The following is a 22,269-nucleotide window of genomic DNA, read 5'->3' as shown; positions in this document are numbered from 1 at the left end:
TTTTGTCCTTTCTAATCTAATGCTTCATTTGAAACAATTCACTCATTTTATCTTTATTCATATCGCTGTAATAGCCATACTGTAATATCTCGTAATCTTCCAGAAGCTTCTTGACCGTATCGGTTTCATCACTGTCGTAATTATGCCATTTGCCCTCGGTATCCATATAACCATTGACGTTCATGGCCGGAATATCGGCAGAAAGCTTCTCAAGATACTGGTTATAGTGCGGCAGATCGATGCCTGCCTGTTTTAACAGCATATTTTCGAGATAGTTATTACTGATTACAGCATTCTGCTCTTCTTCAATATCGTAATTTGCCCAGATAATAAACGGAACGGCATAACGCTTCTGGATATCCTCCAGGTTCCATTCGCTCTGAGGTTTGCCAAGCAGCTCTTCATAAAAGGCGGTCTCGATTGACGGAAAATGATCGCCGAACATACAGATGATCGTTGGCTCGGTCTGCTTGGAAAAATAATTGAGCAGATACTGGAATGCCTGATCGGAAACATGTGTTGCAGAGAGGTATTCTTTTGCCTCGGTATAATAAGAGCCCTCCACATATACAGGTGTTTTCCAGTTCGTATTCGTCAGATAACCGCCGTGATTCTGAATCGTCATATCGAACAGATAAAGCGGCTTATCACCCTTGTTCTCGTAAAGCTCAATGACTTTCTTGTAGCTTTCCTTATCGCTGATATAACGGACATACTCCGGCTTCTTAAAGTCATCGATCGTGATAAAATCATCAAACTTCATACTCTTATAGGTGGCAATACGGTTCCAGTTTGCACCACTGCTCGGGTGGACTGCTTTGCAGCTGTAGCCCTGCTCCTTCAGATAAGATGGCAGTGAGAAGGTGGAGTTATGCATAAACTGCTGATAAACGTTACAGCCACTCGGGAAGAATGCCATGGTGTTGCCGGTCATGGCTTCAAATTCGGAATTACTGGTGCCGGCACCAAAGACGGATACATAATCTCTTCCCTTAATCGTGTTCTTTGTGAGGCTGTGGATATAAGACAGAGGATCTCTGTTATAGCGCACATCTCCCACCAGAGAAAAATCTGCCAGACTCTCATTCATGATCAGGATAATGTTTGGCTTTTTACCGTTCAGCGAAGTGTTTTTTGTGAAGGAGGCGTTGGTGGCCATCTTCTGTGTGGTTCCTTTGCCGTCAGTCAGAGGTACCGATGTGGTGGCTGTGGTATCTGATCCTGTGGTTGTCCGGGTAGAGTCGGCTTCCTTCAGAATATCGGAAACCTTGTCCTCGGAGTAACCGGATGGTGTCGATACGCGCAGATAATGCAAATTGATGAAATAATTCATATAAAATCCATTGGCCTTGCAGGAAGAAATCTTGTTCCATACATTATCCTGAATACCGCATGCCGGTAAAATGTTTGTATTGTATAATACAGCAATGATCGCGATGCCCGGTACAACCGTAGCGGAAAAGCGGATCAGTTTCTTTGGAATCGGGCGTTTTATTCCCTTCCTGCGTGTCCGGAAGATTAAGATACACCATATTGCAAATGCAGGAAGCACTACAAACTGTGCCGGTGTAAGCGAGAAGGTGTAGGTGGAAGCTACCTCTGTCGCTGTCGCTACACCAAGGATATCTGCCGGAAGAAACGGTGTTCCGCGGACATTCATAATGAACAGATTGGCAAGTCCGATCGGGAACAGCAAAAGATCCATCACCAGCATGGCAATGCCGACGTTACCGATCAATGCTGTAAACAACAATTCAACCGCGCCTAAAAGCAGCCATGTAAACAGCCATACATTCGGCAGAATCGTTAAGAACGTGCCGTTCATCATTTCCAGCATGGATGCCAGGAATAACGGATTAAAAATAATGATCAGTATTCGCGCTGTCAGTAAAACCTTCGGCTCACTCAGAACCCATTTGACAAAATTACGCGGTGACTTTCTCGTGGTACGCTTATGCTTTTTGCTGTGTTTAAGCTCCTTCTGACGCATCTTGTAGTATCGTGTGGAATACTCTGTCATACGCTCGAAGACAATCACAAACAGCACAAGGATCTCAAGTACAAAGACCACCATCGGGAAAAGCTGACGGTAGCTGTAGGAATATGAGATATTCATGGACTTGGCATGCGTCTGCATCTTCAACGTCGACATATAGGTATTCGGATCTGTCCGGTTGGTCGTATTGACGGTTGGAATCAGTGCATATGGTGTATTCTCGCTGCTGCAGGTCATACGGATACAGCATGTAACTCCTTTTGGAATGACAACGGCATGATCCATATTAACAACAAATTCTGCGTTCGGCGTGATATCCTTCACGTCAACATCCTCGCTGAATACAACGTCATTGTTGCCGTCCATCACCTGAATGTGAAGCGTATCTCCGACCTTGTTCTTTTTGAAGGAACCAAAGCTGATGGAGAATGAATTTAAAACGACTCTGCGGTCGAAACAGAACTTTTGGCGGATCACCTCTGTGTCCGGCAGAATACCGATCACGGCACTGTTACTGTTGCCTGCCTCTGTGGTTACCTGCTGCAGGGATACAAGCGATCCCACTAAAAAATACTGCAATGTAAAGATTGCGATCATTAATATGGCAAAAAAAGCCATTCGTTTTCGTGTCAATTTAAAATATTTCCGAAACATAGTTAAAATTATCCTTCTTCCGTATTTATAATTTCTCAATTATGAAAATATAGTCCATCTTTTATGATACTGTTTTCTTGTTATTATTGTCAATGATCATCCTTGTGATCCTGTGCTCCTGCAGATTTATAATTTCCATTGGCAATTTCACTGAATGCCTTTTGGTTTTTCTTTTTCTGAACATCTGCAGGCGTGCCGCCGGTCTTTAAGCCCTGATATATCTTCACGCCGAGTGCAAGGACAAGCGCTGCATAGACAAACAGAATGATCTCTGTCGGTAACAGCTTAAGAACACCCTTCTGATACAATGCAGCCGGTACATCCGTCAGAAAATGAAGTGCCACGGCAACCCAGTACATGTATTTCTTGCCGGCAACATAGACTGCCTGGAAAACAAGGATCGATAATGCGATCTGCACCATCATCGCAGAGATACGCTCGAGATCTGCCATATAGCAGGTCATCTTTGTTACCCCCTTGATATTGGTGATCAGCTGGTTTAACGCATCCACAGACTGTGAGCTGTCCTTGTAGGCAGAAAGCATCTTGTCCATGGAACCACTGTTAATAAGCTGTCCGTACGCATAATACTGAATATAAGTAACACCAAGCACAAGAACGCACTCAATACCGCCATGGCCGATACCATATGTGACAGCCGTCTCCTTATTCGGATGCTTTGTCAGTACAAAGCGGAATGCAAGATAACGTCCGGTCTCCTCAAAAAGTGCGGCAACGGTTGCCGCATAGATCACATATAAAACAACATTGCCGTTGATCGCTTTTGATACCGGGTTACTTGATAAAAGAAAAAGGGAATGCGGGATCATTTCCAGCATTCTGGAAAATGCGATAAATACCATAATACCAACCCAGAACGGAACGAGACTGCGCTTGGTATACATCTTCCATGCAACAATAAGTACGACAGGGATCGTAATTGCTAAAACTCCTGTCTGAAGCATGGCATTTAATATGTTTTGTTCAATCATTCTATTGTTCTCCTTAATACAAATTGATATGATTAAGTATGATATGCTTTAATCATTTATTTAGAGTAACACAAGGGGCTTTTTATTGCAAATCATATTGGGATCGTTTATGATTTTTTCAGTAATATTTAAGAAATGGAGTGACAGATTATGAAAAGCAGTGCAGAACTTAAGAAAGATATTTTGGCGATCGATCATCGTGGATATCCCGGTTATAAGGGACTTCGCGGCAGATATCAGTTTAAAGATCATGTATTGTCCATCGATCATGTGCAGGGAGATCCGTTTGCGTCTCCATCTCATTTGTCGGTGCATGTTGATGGACATAAGGCAGGTTTTCCGAAGGATTATTATCAGGATGATATTTCCAGGATTACGCTGCAGGATCATCTGACAAGATGCTTTGGAAAGGCACTGGCACCGTTTAGCTTTAAGGCAAAGGGCTCCGGTAAAAGCGGTCTTTTATCGGTATCGTACTGCGGACAGCAGGTGCTTGAGCGCACTGCCTGTGAGGTGTCGGCAGACGGCTCGGTGACTGTTCGGTTTGAGGCAGGCTTTCCGGCGAACGGGCGAAGTGTCAATGCAGGGGAGCTTGTTAAAATGTTGTTTCAGTTTGTGCCGGAGGCAGCGCAAATCGCATTGTTTTATGACAGACTTAACAAAAATGCATTGAAGCGGCGATCGAACTTGCCCGTGACCAGCAGTTTATCAGGGAGCATTTGAGTGAACAGGGACTGGCAGCATTTCTTGCAGACGGCTCGGTGCTTCCGAGAGAAAGCGGAATCTCTGACCGCCCGATGAAGGGTGCTGTGCCGTTTCAAAGTCCGGCAGCCTGTAAGGTAACCGTTACTCTCCCATATCACGGTCCGATCACCGGTATGGGGATCAAGAAGGGCATTACGCTTTTTGTCGGCGGTGGCTATCATGGCAAATCGACGATTTTGCAGGCACTGGAGATGGGTGTTTATAACCATATCGCCGGAGACGGCAGAGAATATGTGATCACGGATCCGAGTGCATGGAAGCTTCGTGCGGAGGACGGACGAAGTATTTCCCATACGGACATCTCTCCGTTTATCAATCATCTGCCAAATAAAAAGGACACAGTTCATTTCTCCACGGAGGATGCCAGTGGAAGCACTTCGCAGGCGGCAAATCTGAAGGAGGCTGTGGAAAGCGGCTCTAAGCTGCTTTTAATTGATGAGGATACCTCTGCCACGAATTTTATGATCCGCGATGAGCTGATGCAGAAGGTGATCTGCCGCGAGGAGGAGCCGATCACGCCGTTTATTGAGCGTGTCCGCAGTATGTATGACGATCTTGGCGTCTCTTCCATTATCGTTGCCGGAAGTTCCGGCTCATTTTTCCAAATTGCAGATACGATCATTCAGATGAAGGAATATATTCCGTATGATATTACAGAGCGTGCCAGAGAAGCGGCTGCCTCTTACCCGGCACTTAAACAGCAGGAGCACTTCCCTGTCTCAGACAATATGCGTGCACCGAAGGCAAATCAGGCATTAAAAAAAGATCCCCGTCTCAAAATGAAAACGATGGGGACCAATGAAATGCTGCTTGCAAAGGACGCAATCGAACTGCGCTATCTGGAACAGCTGGTCGATCCGGAGCAGACAAATGCACTTGCTTATGCCCTGAAATATCTGGAATTGAACCGTATGAACGGATCAAGAACGGTTCCGCAGCTTCTGGATGATATCGAAGTGCTGACTGCCTCCAAAGGCTTAAGTGCTTTGTATGATAAAGAATATGTCCGTTCCGGTCTTGCCATGCCGCGTCGTCAGGAAATCGCAGCATGTCTGAACCGATACCGGAAATTATATTTTAATTAGTATTCTGTCCGTTTAATGGAACATCCTCCACGATGCGTCCCTTGTCAAGATTCGGCTGCAGAAAGTTTTCTTTGGCGTATTCCCAGAGTGCCTTTGAACCCTTATCGGTATTGCGGTTGCGCCCAAGGATCTGGCTTAGCCGGATCCCGCGGTCAGCCCAGCTTTTGCCGTCTGTCGCATTATTTAACATCATCGGCTGCAGATTGTCCATGGTTCTTGCAAAGCGGGATTCCGGCGTGTTCTGGGCTTCAAATTCTTCCCAGATCTCGCGGAATTTCTTTCCCTGATCCGGTGGAAGTATCTGAAAGATCCGGTCGGCTGCGGCAAGCTCGCGCGCCTTTTGCGTTTTCTTGCCCTCCTCATCGTAAGCGTAGGTATCTCCTGCGTCGATCTCAACAAGATCGTGGATCAGAAGCATCGTGACAGTGCGAAGAACATCGATCTCTTCGTTAGCGTATTCACTCAAAAGAATTGTCATGATTGCCATATGCCACGCATGTTCTGCGTCGTTTTCCCTGCGGACGGCTCCGGTCAGATACGTCTGTCTGCCGATAAATTTTTCCTTGTCAATCTCCAGACAAAATGCCATCTGCTGCTCTAATCGTTCGTTATCCATAATGTTCCTCCGTTTCTGTGATTATCTATCTTTTGTCACAAATAGAATTGCTTTTTTCATGTTTGTAAGAAAGCTGACAGATACATAATGCTATCTGCCAGCTTTTCATTTTCTTATCCAAGAAGTCCTGTGCTAAAATAACGTTCCATGCGGTCGGCAAGTACCGTAGCAATCACCTTGTCTTTGCCGTATTTTTCAGCCATTCTCTCACATGCCCAGATATTGGCTCCGGAAGATGTGCCGCATAAAAGTCCCTGTACACGGGCAAGCTGTCTCGTCCGTGCAATCGCATCCTCATCGGATACCTCCACCACATCATCGATCAGCGAGGTATCAAGAACAGCCGGAATAAATCCGTCGCCGATGCCCTGGATCTGATGGATGCCCGGTTTGTCACCGTGCAAGGCGGAAACGTTTTTGGGCTCTACCGCAATGACCTTAACCTCCGGATTATGATCCTTCAGGTAACGACCGATGCCTTGAAGCGTTCCGGCACTTCCGAGTCCTGCCACAAAAATGTCGACCTTGCCGTTTAACTCTTCATAGATCTCAGGTGCCGTCGTCTGATAATGAATGTCCGGGTTTGCCGGATTTTCAAACTGCTGTGGCATAAAGCCTCTATCACCAAGCTCCTGTAAAAGCTCCTGTGCTCTGGCAACAGACCCGCCAATGCTCTCCTTTGCCGGGGTGAGCACAAGCTTAGCGCCGAGACTCTGTATGATCTTTTTGCGCTCCTCACTCATATTCTCCGGCATGACAATGATGACTTCATAGCCCTTCCGCACACCGACTAAGGAAAGACCAATCCCGGTGTTGCCGGAGGTTGGTTCCACGATCGTCATTCCCGGCTTTAAAAAACCGTCCTTTTCTGCCTGCTCGACCATGTTTTTGGCAACACGGTCCTTGATGCTGCCGCCGGGATTTAAAAATTCTGCCTTGGCATAAATATTACAGCCGGTGGACTCCTTTAAGCTGATCATCGGTGTGTTACCGATGCAGTCAATAATGTTATAAATCATACTATTCCTCTTTTCCGGGCAATGTCCATTTTATTTATAAATATGCATTGTATGCTGAAAATCAACCAATGATCTCGGACAGATTACGCTGAATGCCGGCTGCGACCTCCGGATCATTCATTGTATAAACATGAATATGCTTTACGCCATTGGCGATCAGATCAATGATCTGGTCCGTTGCGTAAGCGATACCGGCCTGTTTCATCTTCGCCGGTTCATCCCCGAACCAGTCTACGATCGATTTAAAACGTGCCGGCACACAGCTGCCGGAAAGCTGGATGCTTCGTGCAACCTGATTCTTCTTGGTGATCGGCATGATACCTGCAATGATCGGTACCATGACCCCCGCTTCGCGAAGACGATATAGATAATTATAAAAAATGGAGTTGTCAAAAAACATCTGTGTCGTCAGAAATTCACAACCGGCATCTACCTTTTCCTTAATATGGAGAATATCCTTTGCCTTGGAGTTTGCTTCCGGATGCCCCTCCGGATAACATGCGCCGCCGATGCACATTTCCGGTGCGATACGTTTGATCTCACGAACCAACTCAGCAGCGTAATGAAACTGTCCCGGTAATGGAAACTCCGTCTCCTTTGGAATGTCACCACGCAGAGCCAGAATATTTTCAATGCCTGCTTCCTTCATCAGCGTGATCTGCTTTTCGACCGTCTCTTTTGTCGAAGAAAGACAGGTCAGATGCGCCAGAGAATTAACACCGTAGGCATCCTTGATATCCTTGGCAATCTGGATCGTATACTTGCTGGTACCGCCACCGGCTGCACCATATGTAACGCTCATAAAATGCGGCTTAAGTGCAGCGATATCGCGCACTGCTTCATTAACCTTCTCGGCTGCTGTCGTTGTTTTCGGCGGAAATACCTCCATGGATAATGTTACTTTATCAGATTTTAATACCTCTGTAATCTTCATTTTATTCCTCATTTCTGCACACATTTTCTGTATATACATATGTCTGTGTCCGGTGTGTGCGAAGGACACGGATAAGGCACTCCTAAGAATACCATAAACCGGAAAAAATCTCAAACCAAAATGAGATTTTACGTTACGAGCATTTTCCTATACCATAAAACAATCCCAGGCCGGCGATATATCTCAGACCTGGGATATCAACATTAACAAATCAAACTATGCAGTGTATTGTTTCAAGCTTTCCTCCTCGGAAAGAGCTGCCTCAGCACATGCGTCGTACTTTTTCATGACACCGACGCCGATTGCATATGGACCGGTATGAACACAGATTGTTGCACCGATCTGGACAAGATGTGACGGCTCAGTAACGCCAAACGACTGAAGCTCTTCATCGAGGAGCTTCTTAAACTGCTTTCCCTCTTCCTCATCATAGCCAAAGCCCAAGGAATAAATATAATTCTTCGGATCATCGTTGTTCTCCTCAAAATACTGCTTTAATAATTCGAGAATCTTTGCCATGGACTTCTTACGGCTGCGTGCCACACCGGAGGAATCAATCGATCCGTCCTTTAATGTGATCATCGGCTTTAAACGCAGCATGGAACCGGCCATACCGGCAAGCTTGCCGATCCTGCCGCCGTGCTGCAGATATGTTAAGTCTCCCACGGTAAAGAAAATGCGCCCGCGGTCCATCATCTCTCCGGTCAGTACGGCTACGGTCTTCTCATAGGAGTAACCTGCATCCCGCATCTTTGCTGCCTCGATTGCATAAATTCCCTGTGTAACCGTTGCTTCCAGAGAATTGATCACGGTAATTTTCGCCTCCGGGTAATCCTCAAGCACGATCTCCTTTGCATTGGCTGCGGCATTGTAGGCACCGCTTAAGGTACTGGTGATCGTCATGCAGATAACGGCTCTGCCTTCTTTGACATGTGGCAGAAACGCATCGACAAAATTCTGAACGGACGGCAGAGACGTTTTCGGATATACATCCGGCTCTGTCACCATGCGCTCATAGACATCGCGGATACCGATCTCATCAATCTCCTTCTGATAGTTCTCGCCGTCGAAGGATACATAAAACGGGACCACCTGAATATTATATTTCTCTCTTAACTCCATTGTCAGATCACAGGATCCGTCGCTGATAATCTGGAATTGCATAATCATTCCTCACTCTTTCCAAAAGGTTTTTGTTTCTTTACGACACAGTTTACATGTTCTGTTCCACATAGTATCAATAACTACATTCTAACATATACAAAACCCCTGTCAATAGTATTTACAAATTAATCATGGAAAATTCCAGAAATATTAAGAATTGGATATGCTTATAAAATCTTGCTCCCGTTGGCGGTCAGGCGGAAGCGCGCACCGAGAATATCAGCAGCTTTCCGACACATCTGCATCCGTCCGAGGAAAATGTCAAAATATTCGTACATGGTACAGATGTTTTCATCAATCTGCAGGTTCAGGGAAATCTGTTTCTTGGGAAGACTGATCTTGAAATGAGACTCTGTCACGGCAAAATTAACACGGTCGTGCATATCGTAGGTGGCACGCTCCTTGTCGCGGACGCGGTTTCTGCGGACGTCAGTTTTATCGGCGAGAATCAGTGCTGCGGATAATGCATCGAAAGCACTGCCGGTTGATTCATCGTGGCTTGCGATCGCGGACATGATCTGAATGCGGTCTTCCAGGGAAATATCCGTTTTCTTCATCCACTCATTGGCAAGCAGTGCTCCATATTCCGCATGGTGGCTCCGGTTGACGCAATTGCCGATATCGTGCATAAAGCCGGCGATCTTTGCCAGCTCGATCGTATGCTCCGGATATTCAAATTTCTTCAGGATCATTCCTGCCCGTTCAGCGACCAGAATACAATGCTTTTCGGAATGATCGGTATAACCCATGACACCTAACTTTTCATTGCCGCGGGCGATATATTCTCTTAATTCTCTGTCTTTTTTGATTTCTTTATATTTCATTGGATTTATCACCGTTCTCTCTGATTTGTTATAACCGCGTGATCGCGTCCATGGCAAGCACGGAGCGTTCGCACTCTTCTGCCGATAAGGTAAGCTGACAGCAGTAAGGACTGCCCTTCATGTACTTTGCTGCGTAGCTGAGTCCGTTTGTTTTCTCATCCAGAAACGGCTTATCGATCTGCATCGGATCGCCCAGCAGGATGATCTTTGTCCCCTTGCCGGCGCGGGTGATGATGCCCTTTACCTGATTGGGTGTCATATTCTGTGCCTCATCGATAATCAGATAAGTACCGACGATCGAACGACCACGGATAAAATTCAGTGCTTCGGTCTGGATGATCCCACGTTCAAAGATTTCCTGGATCTTATCCCGAAGTGCTTCTTCGTCCTCGTAGCGGTTCTCCTCATCGGAATCCAGGATCTGCTCCAGATTATCAATGATCGGACGCATCAGCGGCGCAATCTTTTCTTTCTCTCCGCCCGGAAGGAAGCCGATGTCATCATCAAATTGTGCATTCGGACGGCACACAATGATGCGCCGGTATTCTCCCGACGGATTGTTGTACACCTTTTCCATGCCGACGGCAAGCGATAGAAGGTTTTGGCGGTTCCGGCCATGCCCTTGATGATCACAAGAGGGATTTCCTTTGCCGGAAGCATCAGTGCCTCCTGCATAAAATACTGTCCCAGATTCTGTGGCTTTATCCCATAGGGCTTTGTCTTCTTATAGCGTAAAGGGACAACCTTCTGACCGGTCACCCTGCCAAGTAATGTCTTACCGGAGGACTGATCCGGGGTAAGGATCAGAAATTCGTTTTCTGCCGCTTCGACCGGACTTGTTTTCCCATTTTCATCTGATATATAAAGAACGTCTAACGGGGCTCCGTGCTTTTTGAAGAGCTTTACCTGATCCTCCGGAATGTATGCCTGCGACCTGCCAGGATACATATTGTCATCCCCTGAGATCTGTTCCGTGGTAAAGTCCTCTGCGCGCAGTCCAAGGATCTGTGCCTTCAGACGAAGCACAATATCCTTTGTCACAAGAACGATCTGCTGACCGCGCTTTCGCTGCTGAAAAAGACCAAGGCAGACCTTTAGGATACGGTTATCGGCTTTGTCATCCGGGAGATCCGGAGGAAGTTCTACGTCCTTAAAGTTTTTTTCAATACGGAGGGTACCGCCCTGCTCCAGCTTTACGCCCTTTAAAAGATCTCCTTTGTTACGGTAGCTTTCCAGAATGCGGACAGCACTTCTTGCATTGGAGCCATTCTCACCTTCGTTTTTCTTCAGACCATCCAACTCCTCTACAACAACAAGCGGCAGGATCAGAGTATTATCTTCAAAGCAGTGAAGGGCGTCCGGATTTTGTATCAGCACATTGGTGTCGATACATATGTTTTTTTCAAGTATCATTTCCCTCTTTCGTTTGATTTATTTTCATATATTTTAAGCGCTCCGTGTAAAATCTGCTATCGTGGTACGGTAAAGGAAATGTAAAACTTAGTGCATATTCTCCCGAAGCAGCCGTACAAGCTGGATCAGGATGGTTGGTAGTGCGGAAAGCAAAAGGATTATGCCGTATGCCGTTATGTTCAGCTTTGCCACCGAGAAGATACCGTGCATGCCGGGAACAAGCAGGACAATTCCAAGCAGGAAAACGCCTGCGGCAAATGCCCAGAGACTGTAGCGGTTTCTTCGAAAACCGATCCGCACGATTGAATGATGGCTGCGGCAATTAAAGCCATGGAACAGACGCGCCAGAGACAACGTAGAAAATGCCATAGTCATTGCGGTCATATGATCGGTACGGTATCCGTAATGGTAAGCGATCATAGTTGCGATTGCGATCAGAATACCCTGTCCCAAAATCTGGACGCAGAAGGTCCGCGTTAAAATTCCTTCCTTCTGGTCACGCGGCTTTCTTTTTAATAGATCCTTCTCCGGTGGTTCCATGCCGATCGCCAAAGCTGGAAGTGAATCGGTCAATAGATTGATAAACAGAAGATGTACCGGCTCGAACGGAATCGAAAGCCCTGCCAGTGAGGTGTAGAGCACGGCAAGTATTCCGGCCATATTGCCGGACAGAAGAAATCCGATCGCATTTTTGATATTGCGGTAAACATTGCGTCCGTTTGCAACGGCTTTAATAATCGTGGCGAAATTATCGTCCCCGAGAATCATCGAAGCGGCATCCTTGGCAACCTCGGTGCCGGTGATTCCCATGGCAACGCCGATATCTGCTTTTTTAAGTGCCGGAGCATCGTTGACACCATCTCCGGTCATGGAAACAATCTTCCCCTTTTGCTGCCATGCATCAACGATCCGGATCTTATTTTCCGGGGAAACGCGCGCATAAACAGAGATCTGTTCGATCTTATCCGCAAGCTCCTTATCATCCATATGGTCTAATTCCATTCCGGTAACGGCAAGATCTCCCTCTTTAAAAATACCGATCTGTCTGGCAATGGCTGTGGCAGTAATACGGTGATCGCCTGTGATCATGACAGTGCGGATACCGGCGGAATCAGCGTCCTTTACCGCTTTAACGGACTCCTCTCTCGGAGGATCGATCATTGCGGCAAGACCGAGAAAGACCAGATCACGCTCTGTTTCCTGTGTCAGTGCGGTATCATCGGGAAGTTCGCGGCAGGCAAATGCCAGAACACGAAGTCCCTGCATTGAAAAGGACTGATTAATCTCAAAAAGCTTCTCAGCCTCTGTATGATCAAAGGGAACCACGCCGTGTGAAGTGGCAACCTTTACGATGCGGTCCGTCATGGTATCTAAAGCACCTTTTACAAAGACAAGGTTTTGATCCTCTACAAGATAGCGGCTGCTCATCCGTTTACGGTCGGAATCAAACGGGATTTCCTCCAGTCTTGTATATTGACGGCGCAGCTCCGGATAGTCGTGGCGAACCTGATCGGACATTTCAAGCAGTGCATATTCGGTCGGGTCACCAATCCCCTGTCCGTCAATAATATCGGAATCATTATTTAAAACAGCATTGAGAAGAAGCAGCTTGTGAACCGGATTTTCTTTGGAAAGCTCCGATGGAGCATATACATTCTGATCTGCGAAAAGCTGGCGCACCGTCATCTTATTCTGTGTCAGTGTGCCGGTTTTATCTGAACAGATCACAGATACACATCCAAGGCTTTCTACGGCTTTTAAATCCTTGATGATCGCATTTTCCCTTGCCATTTTCTGTGTTCCCATCGCCTGAACGATCGTGACGATCGAGCCGAGTGCTTCAGGGATCGCCGCAACAGCAAGCGCAACAGCAAATAACAGTGAATCTAACAGCCCGCTTCCACGGTACAGGCTCAGTCCGAAAACAAAGACACAGATCACCATGATCGCCATGGCAAGCTTTCCGCTGAAGCGGTCTAAACTGACCTGCAGAGGTGTTTTGCGTTCGCCGGTGTCATTCATGAGACGGGCAATCTTTCCCATCTCGGTGTCCATACCGGTTTCGGTGACAATGACCTCTGCTCTTCCGTAGGTGACAAGACTGCCGGAATAGACCATATTGATCCGGTCACCGAGAGCGGCCTCACCGGTTAAAACAGTTTCTTCCTTATCGATATTGGTGGATTCTCCGGTTAAAGAGCTCTCATTGACCTGCAGGGAATAATTGTTCAGGATACGTCCGTCTGCGACCACAAGATCGCCGGCTTCCAGTAAAAGAATATCACCCGGAACAATATTCTGGGCGTCAAGCTCTGTTTTAATGCCGTCCCGGAGCACTTTGGCAGACGGGGACGAAAGCTTTTTCAGACTGTTTAAGGATTTGCGGGCTTTGCTGTACTGTACGGTTCCAAGCACTGCGTTCAGGATCAGAACGACGATAATAACCGCCGTGCTTTCCGGATTACCGGATATCGCCGATACGACCGCGGCAATGATCAGAATAATGACAAGCAGATCGGCAAACTGTTCGCCAAAAACGCGGAGCAGACTTTTTTGTTTCGCACAGTCTAACGTATTTAGACCGTGTTCCCGCAGCCTGTTATCCGCTTCACTTCCGGCGAGTCCCTCCATGGTCGTCTCCACTTCGGAAAGAACCTGCGACGTTGTCTGTTGATACCAGTTTTTCATACCTTTTTACCTCTCTCTTTCTGATAAAATTTTGTAAAATAAAATGAGACCTCACATGCAGAATAAGATCCATTAAATGATCTGACTCTGCATGAAAAGTCTCATAACCGAACAAATATTAAGCGGTATGCATCACCAGGCGCGTGCGCCGAGATTGTTGACAATGCATTTAAATTACTCCCCTTACATGCGTGTTTATTAAATTAAAATCAGTATAACGGGCGTATCAGGATATGTCAAGACGTTTTTGTTCAACAGACATGTACAAAATCCCGACAATATCTGCAAGAACCCATCCGATCGGAATCGAGATCCAGATTCCGGTCACGCCGATAAAGCCTGAGAACAGGTATGCCAGAGCAACACGAAGCCCCAGAGAGATCACGGTAAGCACCACGGACATTTCTGCATGGTTGACGGCGCGATAATATCCGTACAGAAGAAACAGACAGCCGATCCCGCAGTAAAAGCTTCCCTCGATCCGCAGATAACGGACACCTGCAGCGATGACGTCCTGTGCGGAGTAATCCACGAAAATTTCCATCAGCGGTGCGGCAAATATAAATACAAGCGCCGAGATCACAAGACTGAACAAAATACTCATTTTAAATGCCTGCTTTGTTCCAAGACGGATACGGTCTTTGTTGCCGGCACCGTAATTCTGTGCCACAAAGGTGGAGAAGGCATTGCCAAAATCCTGCACCGGCAGGTACGCAAACGTGTCGATCTTAACGGCAGCTGCAAAGGCTGCCATGATCACAGAACCAAAGCTGTTGACCAGCCCCTGCACCATCAGGATACCAAAATTCATTACCGACTGCTGCAGACAGGTCAGTGCGGAAAGATTGATGATCTTCTTTAAAATCTGTCCATTAAATGGGACATTCTTCCATCCGGAAACGATATCACGGCAGCACCGGAGAGCGTAGAGCACAATGCCGATCCCTGCAATGTACTGAGCTATAATCGTTGCGATCGCAGCGCCGCTGATACCCCAATGAAACCCGATGATAAATAAAAGGTCGAGACCGATATTCAGGACAGCAGACACCGCAAGAAAATAAAGCGGAACGGCTGAGTTGCCAATGGCACGCAGCATGCATGCAAAAAAGTTATAAACCGAGGTTGCGATCAGTCCCGCAAATATGATCCGGAGATACTGACGCATCGGCTCGATCACTTCCGCAGGCACGCACAAAAATATCAAAATCGGCTCTAAGAACAGATATACAAATGCGTTTAATACAACCGTCACTGCCATGATCAGCACAAAGGCATGAAAGACTGCCGCTTTCAGAGCTTCCTTCTCTCCCTTTCCACGGTAGATTGAGAAAAGCGCACCGGCCCCCATACTGAGTCCTAAGAATATGGATGTCAAAAACGTCATCAACGTGTAGGCAGAGCCGACTGCAGCAAGTGCATTGGTTCCAAGAACACGACCGACGATCAGAGTATCTGCGATATTGTAAAATTGCTGCAAAAGATTTCCTGCCATCATCGGAAGGGCAAAAAAGAAAAGAGACTTCGATATGCTGCCTCTTGTCAGATCATAATACATATTCCTTCACCTGTCATCATATAGTAAATGTTCCCTGCAACCGCGCATTCCTCCTGCACTCTTCTAAATATAAATAAAACAGAGATGCCGGTTATACAAAGTAAATGAAATTACTCCGCACTCTTCCCAGAACAGGGAACAATTCTATTATAATACACTTTATCCAAAAATCAATGATTGAGATTTCATGGTAAGAAACGTATAATAAGAAGCAGCAAAATACAAGGCATACAGAAAGGCAGGAGTACGATGAATATGGAGAGGCAATATCAAATTGACACTGCGCAGAATAGCGACTTTTTAAAAAAGGCACGAAATGAGCTTCTGTCCTTTGGGCACAAGTTTCCTTCTTCGAAGGGAAGTTCTTATTATCTCGGCGATGACGGAACCCCATGGAAAACACGAAACCGTGAAACATGGATCACAAGCCGCATGGCGCATGTATATTGTCTCGGAAGTTTTCTTTCACATCCGGGCAGTAAAGAACTTGCATCCGCTGCGATCAAAGGACTTTGCGGGGAACTGCACGATGACAAAAACGGTGGCTGGTATGCGGGACTTACTGCAGATGGCTCCATTCTTCCGAACAAGCAGTGCTATGCACATGCGTTTGTTATTCTTGCTGCATCCTCCGGTGTGCTTGCAGAAATCGATCAGGCAGATGCACTTCTTCAGGATGCACTGGCTATTTATGATAAATACTTCTGGAATGAAACAGAGGGACTTTCCTGTGATACCTGGAATACAGAGTTTACAGAGCTTGATGATTACCGTGGCTTAAATGCCAATATGCATACGGTGGAAGCATTTCTTTCGGCTGCGGACGTCACCGGCGATGAGAAATACCGTATGCGTGCCGGACGCATCATTGATCATGTGATCGGCTGGGCTGATGAGAATGACTGGCGTATTCCGGAGCATTTTACGTCTTCCTGGGAGGCAGATTTAGAATGCAACAGGGACCATCCGGACGATCCGTTTAAGCCGTACGGCGCGACACCGGGACATGGTATCGAGTGGGCGAGACTGATCTCGCAGTGGGCACTGTCCACTTTTTCGGACAACACTACAGCGGCTGCCAGCTATCTGACTGCCGCAAAGAAGTTATACCGCCGTGCCGTAACAGATGCCTGGAATGTTGACGGTGCGCCGGGACTTGTCTATACCACAGACTGGAATGGAAAGCCTGTGGTGCATGACCGGATGCACTGGACTCTTGCAGAAGCGATCAACACCTCTTCTGTCCTCTGGCATGTAACCGGCGAAGCAGAATATGCCGAGGATTACAGCATGTTTCTTCAGTATCTCGATGAGATTGTCTGGGATCATAAGACAGGCTCATGGTTTCACCAGCTTGATCGTGATAACAAGCTGCTTGACACGGTATGGCCGGGAAAATCCGATCTTTACCATGCGGTGCAGGCAACACTGATCCCTTTATACCACCCGAAGCTTTCGATCGCTCCGGCTGTAAAGAAGCATAAGCTGATCGGATAAAGATAAGTAACAGATCTTTGAACACTACATTATGAGCATTTTCCTATACCGGAACAAAAACTCGCTTAGACCGTAAGGCTTAAGCGAGTTTAAAAATTATATTCATAATGCGGTAAGCAAATAACTTATATTATCAGGAATTCGATTCCCAGTATGGCTTCTGATCCTTATGTGAAAATCCCTTGAGCGTCTGCTTGTAGCCCACCAGTTTATCGGCATACTCCTTCTGTGATTTCGGCTTTAAACTTCCCTGTGCCGTCAGGTCGCACATCTTCTGTTCAAACCGGGCAAGTGCCTCCTGGGCGGCGTCCTTATAATTGTTCGCAAGATTGGAATCAATCTCCTGCATCAGCGCTTCGAGTTCTTTATTCTTCCCAAGATGAGTCAAAAAATCAAACATTCTCATTCCTCCTGTTACAGCAGGGCACGGATCTGCACCTGTTCCTCATCGGTAAAATCAAGATGCTTCAGACATGCTGTGTTTGTCCTGATCTGCGCCGGACTGCTTGCACCGGCAAGCACTGTTGTGACCGCTTTATTGGATAGACACCATGACAATGCCATTTCAGACAACGTCTGCTCTCTGCTTTTTGCAATCTGATTGAGTGCATTTAAGCGGGTAAGCATCGCATCGTCAAGCTGGTCACCAAGCCATGTATTGCCCTTACCGATCCGTGAATCAGCCGGGATCCCGTTTAAATACCGGTCTGTTAAAAAGCCCTGGGATAATGGGGAGAATACCGCAAGTCCAATCCCGCTTTCGTAAGCATATTCATCCAGCCCATCCTCTTCGATCCAACGGTTCAGCATTGAGTAAGACGGCTGATTGATAATAAACGGTGTTTTAAGTTCTGTTAAGAGTTCCTGCATTCGCTTTGTCTGCTCTTTATTGTAATTGGAGACGCCGACATACAGTGCCTTACCCTGACGCACGATCTGGTCAAGGGCACAGGCAGTCTCCTCCATGGGCGTATCCGGATCATACACATGATGATAAAAGATATCGACATAATCTAATTTCATCCGTTTCAGGCTTTGATCCAGCGAAGCAATCAGATATTTGCGGGAACCGTTACGGTCGCCGTAAGGTCCGTCCCACATCTCATAGCCTGCTTTTGTGGAGATGCACATTTCATCACGAAACGGACGCATCCCACGGTCAAGGATCCTGCCGAAATTCTCCTCGGCACTGCCGTTGTATGGATTGCCATAATTATTGGCGAGATCGAAATGTGTGATACCAAGATCAAATGCCGTATGTACCATCTCTTCCATATTCGCAAAATCAGACCGGTACCCAAAATTCTGCCAGAAGCCCAGTGAGATCTTCGGCAGTTTCAAACCACTTTTACCACAGCGGCTATAGATCATATTGTCGTAACGCTTGTCATTTGGTGTATACATATGTGTGCCCCCATTTATCCATTATTGTCTTTTACTTTGCCTGATAGCTTTTGACGAATGCAGATACCAGATTTGCACAGTGCTTTGCCGCCTGCTTTTCAAAGGTCGGATAGTCCATCTGTGCGGAATGATCTGCCTTGTCGGAAATTGCGCGGATGATCACAAACGGCAGTTTGTTCAGATAAGCTGCCTGTGCGATGGCAGCGCCCTCCATCTCTGCACAGTCGCCGTGGAAATCCCGGATCAGATGCTCTCTGACAGACTGCTCTGCAATAAACTGATCACCGCTTACCACAAGTCCTTCCATCACGTTGATATCCGGATTAACATTTTTACAGCAGGCGATGGCATCATTCTTCATTTGCGTATCTGCCGGGAAGGAAAGCGTATCACCCCCCGGAATCTGTCCCGGTGCATATCCAAGCGGCTCAACGTTCATATCATGCTGCAGGGCTGCATTTGAGATAAGAATATCTCCAATGTTAAGTCCGGCATTTAAGCCACCGGCTACACCGGTATTGATCACATGGCTTACCTGATAAACATCATTTAAGATCTGCACGCACATGGCGGCATTGACCTTTCCGACACCGCACCGTACAACAACGACCGGTACTTTATCAAGCAGTCCGTCATAAAATTCCATACCGGCCACGTTCTTGCACACAACCTGTGTCAACTCCTGCTTTAATGTGGCAACCTCAAGCTCCATTGCTCCAATAATTCCAATTTTCAATGCTCTACCTCTTTTCTTTATGTCTCATTACTTTGGATATACCAGTCTGCTCTCGTCAATGTGATACAGGACTTCGTCCAGATACTTCTTTGCCAGATAATTTGCCATGCCAAGATTCATATCCAAATAATTGCCGCAGTCCTTTGGACTTGCGCCCGGTACTTCATCGTGAAAATCACGGATAAATTCAAACATCTCGATCATTAACGGCACGATATCCCCGGATTCGTAGTCGCCAGCCAGCAAGAGATAAAAGCCGGTGCGGCAGCCCATCGGTCCGAAATAGATCGTCTTGCTGCCGTAATTCGTATGATTCCTCAAAAATGTTGCTGCAAGATGTTCGATCGTATGCATCTCTGCCGTGTTCATGACCGGCTCCTCATTCGGGGAAGTCATACGCAGATCGAAGGTTGTGATCGTCTGATCGCCGACCGGATCCTTTCTGGAAACATAAACCCCGGGCTGCAGCTTAATGTGGTCAATGGTAAAACTTGTGATCTTTTCCATGATAATATTGATTCCTCCGTTATATTGTTGTGATCAGGTCTCCGCAGAGCCTGTCTGTTACGATATCCTTGCATCTTTCCCTGTGTGCGGCGTGAAGCGGATGATCCCGGAATGCATTTAGTGCATCTGTATCTTCTAGTTCCGCATAAAATACCAGATCGTATCCACCGGCAAGATTTGTTCCAATCTCTGCCTTTAAAAGTCCGTCAATGTGTCCGTTCATGGTTGCAACAGAATCCTGCAGAAACTGTAATGCTTCTGCTTCTCTGTGCTGATTCTTGACGGTATCGGTATAGTTCCAGAACAGAATATGTCTTATCATAATATAAAACCTGCCTTTCCGTGTCAATCCTTTTGCATGAGATCTGTAATAACAAACCAATAATCCCATCAAAAGAACATACAAATTGATTATACACCATCTGATGAGAATAGGTAACTAAAACTGATCGAAATATATCATCGGACAGTATTGGTTTCCGCCATTCGTTCATAGGTATATTCGAATGCTTGCTGACCGGTTCTCGGATAGATCCGCTTCCCCGGCTCTTCGGTTCTTTTCATTCCAAGCTTAATCATCACTTTCTTAGACGGGATGTTTTTGCAGTCACAGTGCGCGGTAAGCTTTGTGGCATGCAGCTTTTCAAAGCCGTATTCGGTAAGCATCTGCGCTGCCCCTGTGGCAATCCCCTGATTGCGCTGGTCAGGACGTAAAAGCCATCCGATCTCAAAAACGTCCGGTTCTTCTATTGTCTCCAGATCAATGAGACCAACGATCTGATCCGACCGGATGATGACAAATATACGGTCCTTCGGAACCGGATAATGCCATTGTCTTGCTGCCCAGTCAACAAAGGTTCTGGCTTCTTCATAATCCCTCTTCGGAAAATCCAGCATCATCGTGATCCCCGGATCGGTCACGATCGATTCGATGGCACTGATATCTGATTGTTCCACCGGGCGAAGCATAAGCTCACCCCGGTATATGTTCTGATCGTGATATATGTTCTTCATACATCTCCTTATATCTGTGATAAATGATCTTATAGATAAGCGATTTATTCCCCTGCTTTTACTTCGGTGATCAAAGAGCAAACTGCTCTCTTACCGTATCGAGTGATCAGAAATCAAAGGTCAGCGGATCAAAGCTTGTTCGTTTCCCCTGATTCATCTGATTCAGAGTTTTCATATCTTCTGCAGTCAATTTAAAATCAAAGACAGCGATATTTTCACGCAGTCTGTCCGGATTCTTGGACTTTGGAATCGGAATAATACCCTGTTCGATATTCCAGCGAAGCAGGATCTGTGCCGGCGTTTTCTGATAGCGTCCTGCCATTTCTGCCAGTGTATCGTTAAATTTGCCACGCTGCAACGGAGCCCATGCCATAATCCGGATATCATGCGTCTTACAGTAATCGGTAAGCTCTGTATCGTGCATCAGCGGACTGTTCTCAATCTGATTGATCATTGGAGAAATCTGGCAGTGTGCCAGAAGAAATTCGAGCTGGCAGATTTCAAAATTGCAGACACCAATGCTGTGCACGAGTCCCTGTTGATAAGCCTCCTCCATGGCATGCCAGGTGCTTAACATTCTCTCTTTATTCTGCCCTGGCCAATGGATCAGAAAGGAATCCAGATATGTTGTCTGCAGCTTATCCAGTGTCTCATGAAGACTTTTCATGGTCTCCTGATACCATTGATTGCCGTTATCCACCTTGCTTACCAGAAAAACTTCTGAACGTGGAATTCCATTGGCGATCAATGCATCTCCCAGAGCCTTTTCATTACCATACATCTGTGCAGTATCGAAAAGCCGGTAACCGGCATCGTATGCAGCCTTGATAGCGTTATTCATCTCGTCTCCGGCGTTCATTTTATAGACACCGAGACCAATCACCGGCATCTTAATCCCATTACTTAATGATATCATTGTGACATCTCCCTTCGTGTTCTCTTCTACATTGATATGACTGGCAACGATCTCATGCGCACGTTTGCAGTCGACACGGCTAAACTCAAAGCGGTATGGAACGTTATCTTTGGGTGTGGATACCATCAGCACCTGCGAAAGCTCTCCGTTTGCCGGCTGCTGCCATGCAAAGTCGAACTTCTCCCAGCGAAGAACGGCGACACTCGTCATCACGCCTTCCGCGGTCAGATAGCTGTACCGGTCATGAAATATCATGGTGACATACGACACAATGTCCAGAATAAAGACCACATAGACACCAATATAAATTCCGAGAGTCCATATGTCATCAAGTAGCATGATAAACCGGAACACCCGTGCGATCAGGTACCAGAAAAATATAATGGCTCAGTTGTCAAGACAAAAATTTGATATTTTTATAATGAACTGATATGTTGACGGTTGCATGGGAGAATACAATGCAGTATTTCCCAGAATTTTATATTAT

At 46.4% G+C, this 22,269-nt stretch carries 17 protein-coding genes and 2 pseudogenes; 2 read left to right on the top strand and 17 right to left on the bottom strand.

Features of this window, described 5'->3' with window-relative positions:
• Positions 1 to 16: 16 nt before the first annotated feature.
• The gene (locus DXA20_RS09350; RefSeq protein ID WP_022305924.1) at positions 17 to 2,650 is read right to left on the bottom strand and encodes an LTA synthase family protein; all 2,634 of its coding nucleotides are present in this window, start codon (positions 2,648 to 2,650) and stop codon (positions 17 to 19) included.
• Between the two features lie 89 nt (positions 2,651 to 2,739).
• The gene (locus DXA20_RS09345; protein WP_022305925.1) at positions 2,740 to 3,642 is read right to left on the bottom strand and encodes a YhfC family intramembrane metalloprotease; all 903 of its coding nucleotides are present in this window, start codon (positions 3,640 to 3,642) and stop codon (positions 2,740 to 2,742) included.
• A 150-nt stretch (positions 3,643 to 3,792) separates the two neighbouring features.
• Between DXA20_RS09345 and DXA20_RS09340 the strand changes: the two are divergent.
• Positions 3,793 to 5,492: pseudogene (locus tag DXA20_RS09340) on the top strand (ABC-ATPase domain-containing protein).
• Here DXA20_RS09340 and DXA20_RS09335 read toward each other — a convergent pair.
• The 8 genes and pseudogenes from DXA20_RS09335 to DXA20_RS09300 form a co-directional block, all read right to left on the bottom strand.
• The gene (locus DXA20_RS09335; RefSeq protein ID WP_118560308.1) at positions 5,485 to 6,108 is read right to left on the bottom strand and encodes an HD domain-containing protein; all 624 of its coding nucleotides are present in this window, start codon (positions 6,106 to 6,108) and stop codon (positions 5,485 to 5,487) included. The pseudogene DXA20_RS09340 and the gene DXA20_RS09335 overlap by 8 nt on opposite strands.
• A 113-nt stretch (positions 6,109 to 6,221) precedes the next feature.
• The gene (cysK, locus tag DXA20_RS09330) at positions 6,222 to 7,127 is read right to left on the bottom strand and encodes a cysteine synthase A (RefSeq protein ID WP_022305928.1); all 906 of its coding nucleotides are present in this window, start codon (positions 7,125 to 7,127) and stop codon (positions 6,222 to 6,224) included.
• A gap of 61 nt (positions 7,128 to 7,188) precedes the next feature.
• Positions 7,189 to 8,061: a methylenetetrahydrofolate reductase [NAD(P)H] gene (gene metF / locus DXA20_RS09325; RefSeq protein ID WP_118560306.1), complete on the bottom strand. Its 873-nt coding sequence runs from the start codon at positions 8,059 to 8,061 to the stop codon at positions 7,189 to 7,191.
• A 216-nt stretch (positions 8,062 to 8,277) separates the two neighbouring features.
• Positions 8,278 to 9,225, bottom strand: coding sequence for a DegV family protein (locus DXA20_RS09320; protein WP_118560304.1), 948 nt, complete (start codon positions 9,223 to 9,225; stop codon positions 8,278 to 8,280).
• 167 nt (positions 9,226 to 9,392) lie between these two features.
• A complete protein-coding gene (locus DXA20_RS09315) occupies positions 9,393 to 10,049 on the bottom strand; it encodes an HD domain-containing protein (RefSeq protein WP_118560302.1) in 657 nt (218 codons plus the stop codon).
• Between the two features lie 28 nt (positions 10,050 to 10,077).
• Positions 10,078 to 11,462, bottom strand: a pseudogene (locus DXA20_RS09310) (PhoH family protein).
• A gap of 87 nt (positions 11,463 to 11,549) precedes the next feature.
• Positions 11,550 to 14,150 carry a cation-translocating P-type ATPase gene (locus DXA20_RS09305; RefSeq protein ID WP_118560300.1) on the bottom strand — a complete coding sequence of 867 codons (2,601 nt, stop codon included), beginning with the start codon at positions 14,148 to 14,150 and terminating at the stop codon, positions 11,550 to 11,552.
• Positions 14,151 to 14,376: 226 nt separating this feature from the next.
• Complete coding sequence (locus DXA20_RS09300) at positions 14,377 to 15,708, bottom strand: MATE family efflux transporter (protein WP_118560298.1); 1,332 nt, start codon at positions 15,706 to 15,708, stop codon at positions 14,377 to 14,379.
• Positions 15,709 to 15,957: 249 nt separating this feature from the next.
• Between DXA20_RS09300 and DXA20_RS09295 the strand changes: the two genes are divergently transcribed.
• Positions 15,958 to 17,205 carry an AGE family epimerase/isomerase gene (locus DXA20_RS09295; protein ID WP_330420738.1) on the top strand — a complete coding sequence of 416 codons (1,248 nt, stop codon included), beginning with the start codon at positions 15,958 to 15,960 and terminating at the stop codon, positions 17,203 to 17,205.
• A 133-nt stretch (positions 17,206 to 17,338) separates the two neighbouring features.
• Here DXA20_RS09295 and DXA20_RS09290 read toward each other — a convergent pair whose 3' ends face one another.
• The 7 genes from DXA20_RS09290 to DXA20_RS09260 all read right to left on the bottom strand — a co-directional run bounded on the left by DXA20_RS09290 (position 17,339) and on the right by DXA20_RS09260 (position 22,121).
• A complete protein-coding gene (locus DXA20_RS09290) occupies positions 17,339 to 17,605 on the bottom strand; it encodes a hypothetical protein (RefSeq protein WP_022306813.1) in 267 nt (88 codons plus the stop codon).
• A gap of 14 nt (positions 17,606 to 17,619) precedes the next feature.
• On the bottom strand, positions 17,620 to 18,609 hold the full coding sequence (locus DXA20_RS09285; protein WP_118560296.1) for an aldo/keto reductase: 990 nt from the start codon (positions 18,607 to 18,609) through the stop codon (positions 17,620 to 17,622).
• Between the two features lie 31 nt (positions 18,610 to 18,640).
• Entirely contained in the window at positions 18,641 to 19,345 is a 705-nt protein-coding gene (locus DXA20_RS09280; protein WP_118560294.1) for a 5'-methylthioadenosine/adenosylhomocysteine nucleosidase, read from the bottom strand.
• A gap of 27 nt (positions 19,346 to 19,372) precedes the next feature.
• Positions 19,373 to 19,852 carry an S-ribosylhomocysteine lyase gene (locus tag DXA20_RS09275; protein ID WP_118560292.1) on the bottom strand — a complete coding sequence of 160 codons (480 nt, stop codon included), beginning with the start codon at positions 19,850 to 19,852 and terminating at the stop codon, positions 19,373 to 19,375.
• Positions 19,853 to 19,871: 19 nt separating this feature from the next.
• On the bottom strand, positions 19,872 to 20,174 hold the full coding sequence (locus tag DXA20_RS09270; RefSeq protein ID WP_158577185.1) for a Dabb family protein: 303 nt from the start codon (positions 20,172 to 20,174) through the stop codon (positions 19,872 to 19,874).
• Between the two features lie 137 nt (positions 20,175 to 20,311).
• Positions 20,312 to 20,866, bottom strand: a complete 555-nt coding sequence (locus tag DXA20_RS09265; protein WP_118560288.1) for a GNAT family N-acetyltransferase — start codon at positions 20,864 to 20,866, stop codon at positions 20,312 to 20,314.
• A 106-nt stretch (positions 20,867 to 20,972) separates the two neighbouring features.
• Positions 20,973 to 22,121: an aldo/keto reductase gene (locus DXA20_RS09260; RefSeq protein WP_243100600.1), complete on the bottom strand. Its 1,149-nt coding sequence runs from the start codon at positions 22,119 to 22,121 to the stop codon at positions 20,973 to 20,975.
• Positions 22,122 to 22,269 lie beyond the last annotated feature (148 nt).

The organism is Roseburia sp. AM59-24XD, from assembly GCF_003478445.1.
Taxonomy (GTDB): domain Bacteria; phylum Bacillota; class Clostridia; order Lachnospirales; family Lachnospiraceae; genus Jutongia.
The sequence above is the reverse complement of the archived record's forward strand: the minus strand, read 5'-3'. Positions and strand labels throughout refer to the sequence as shown.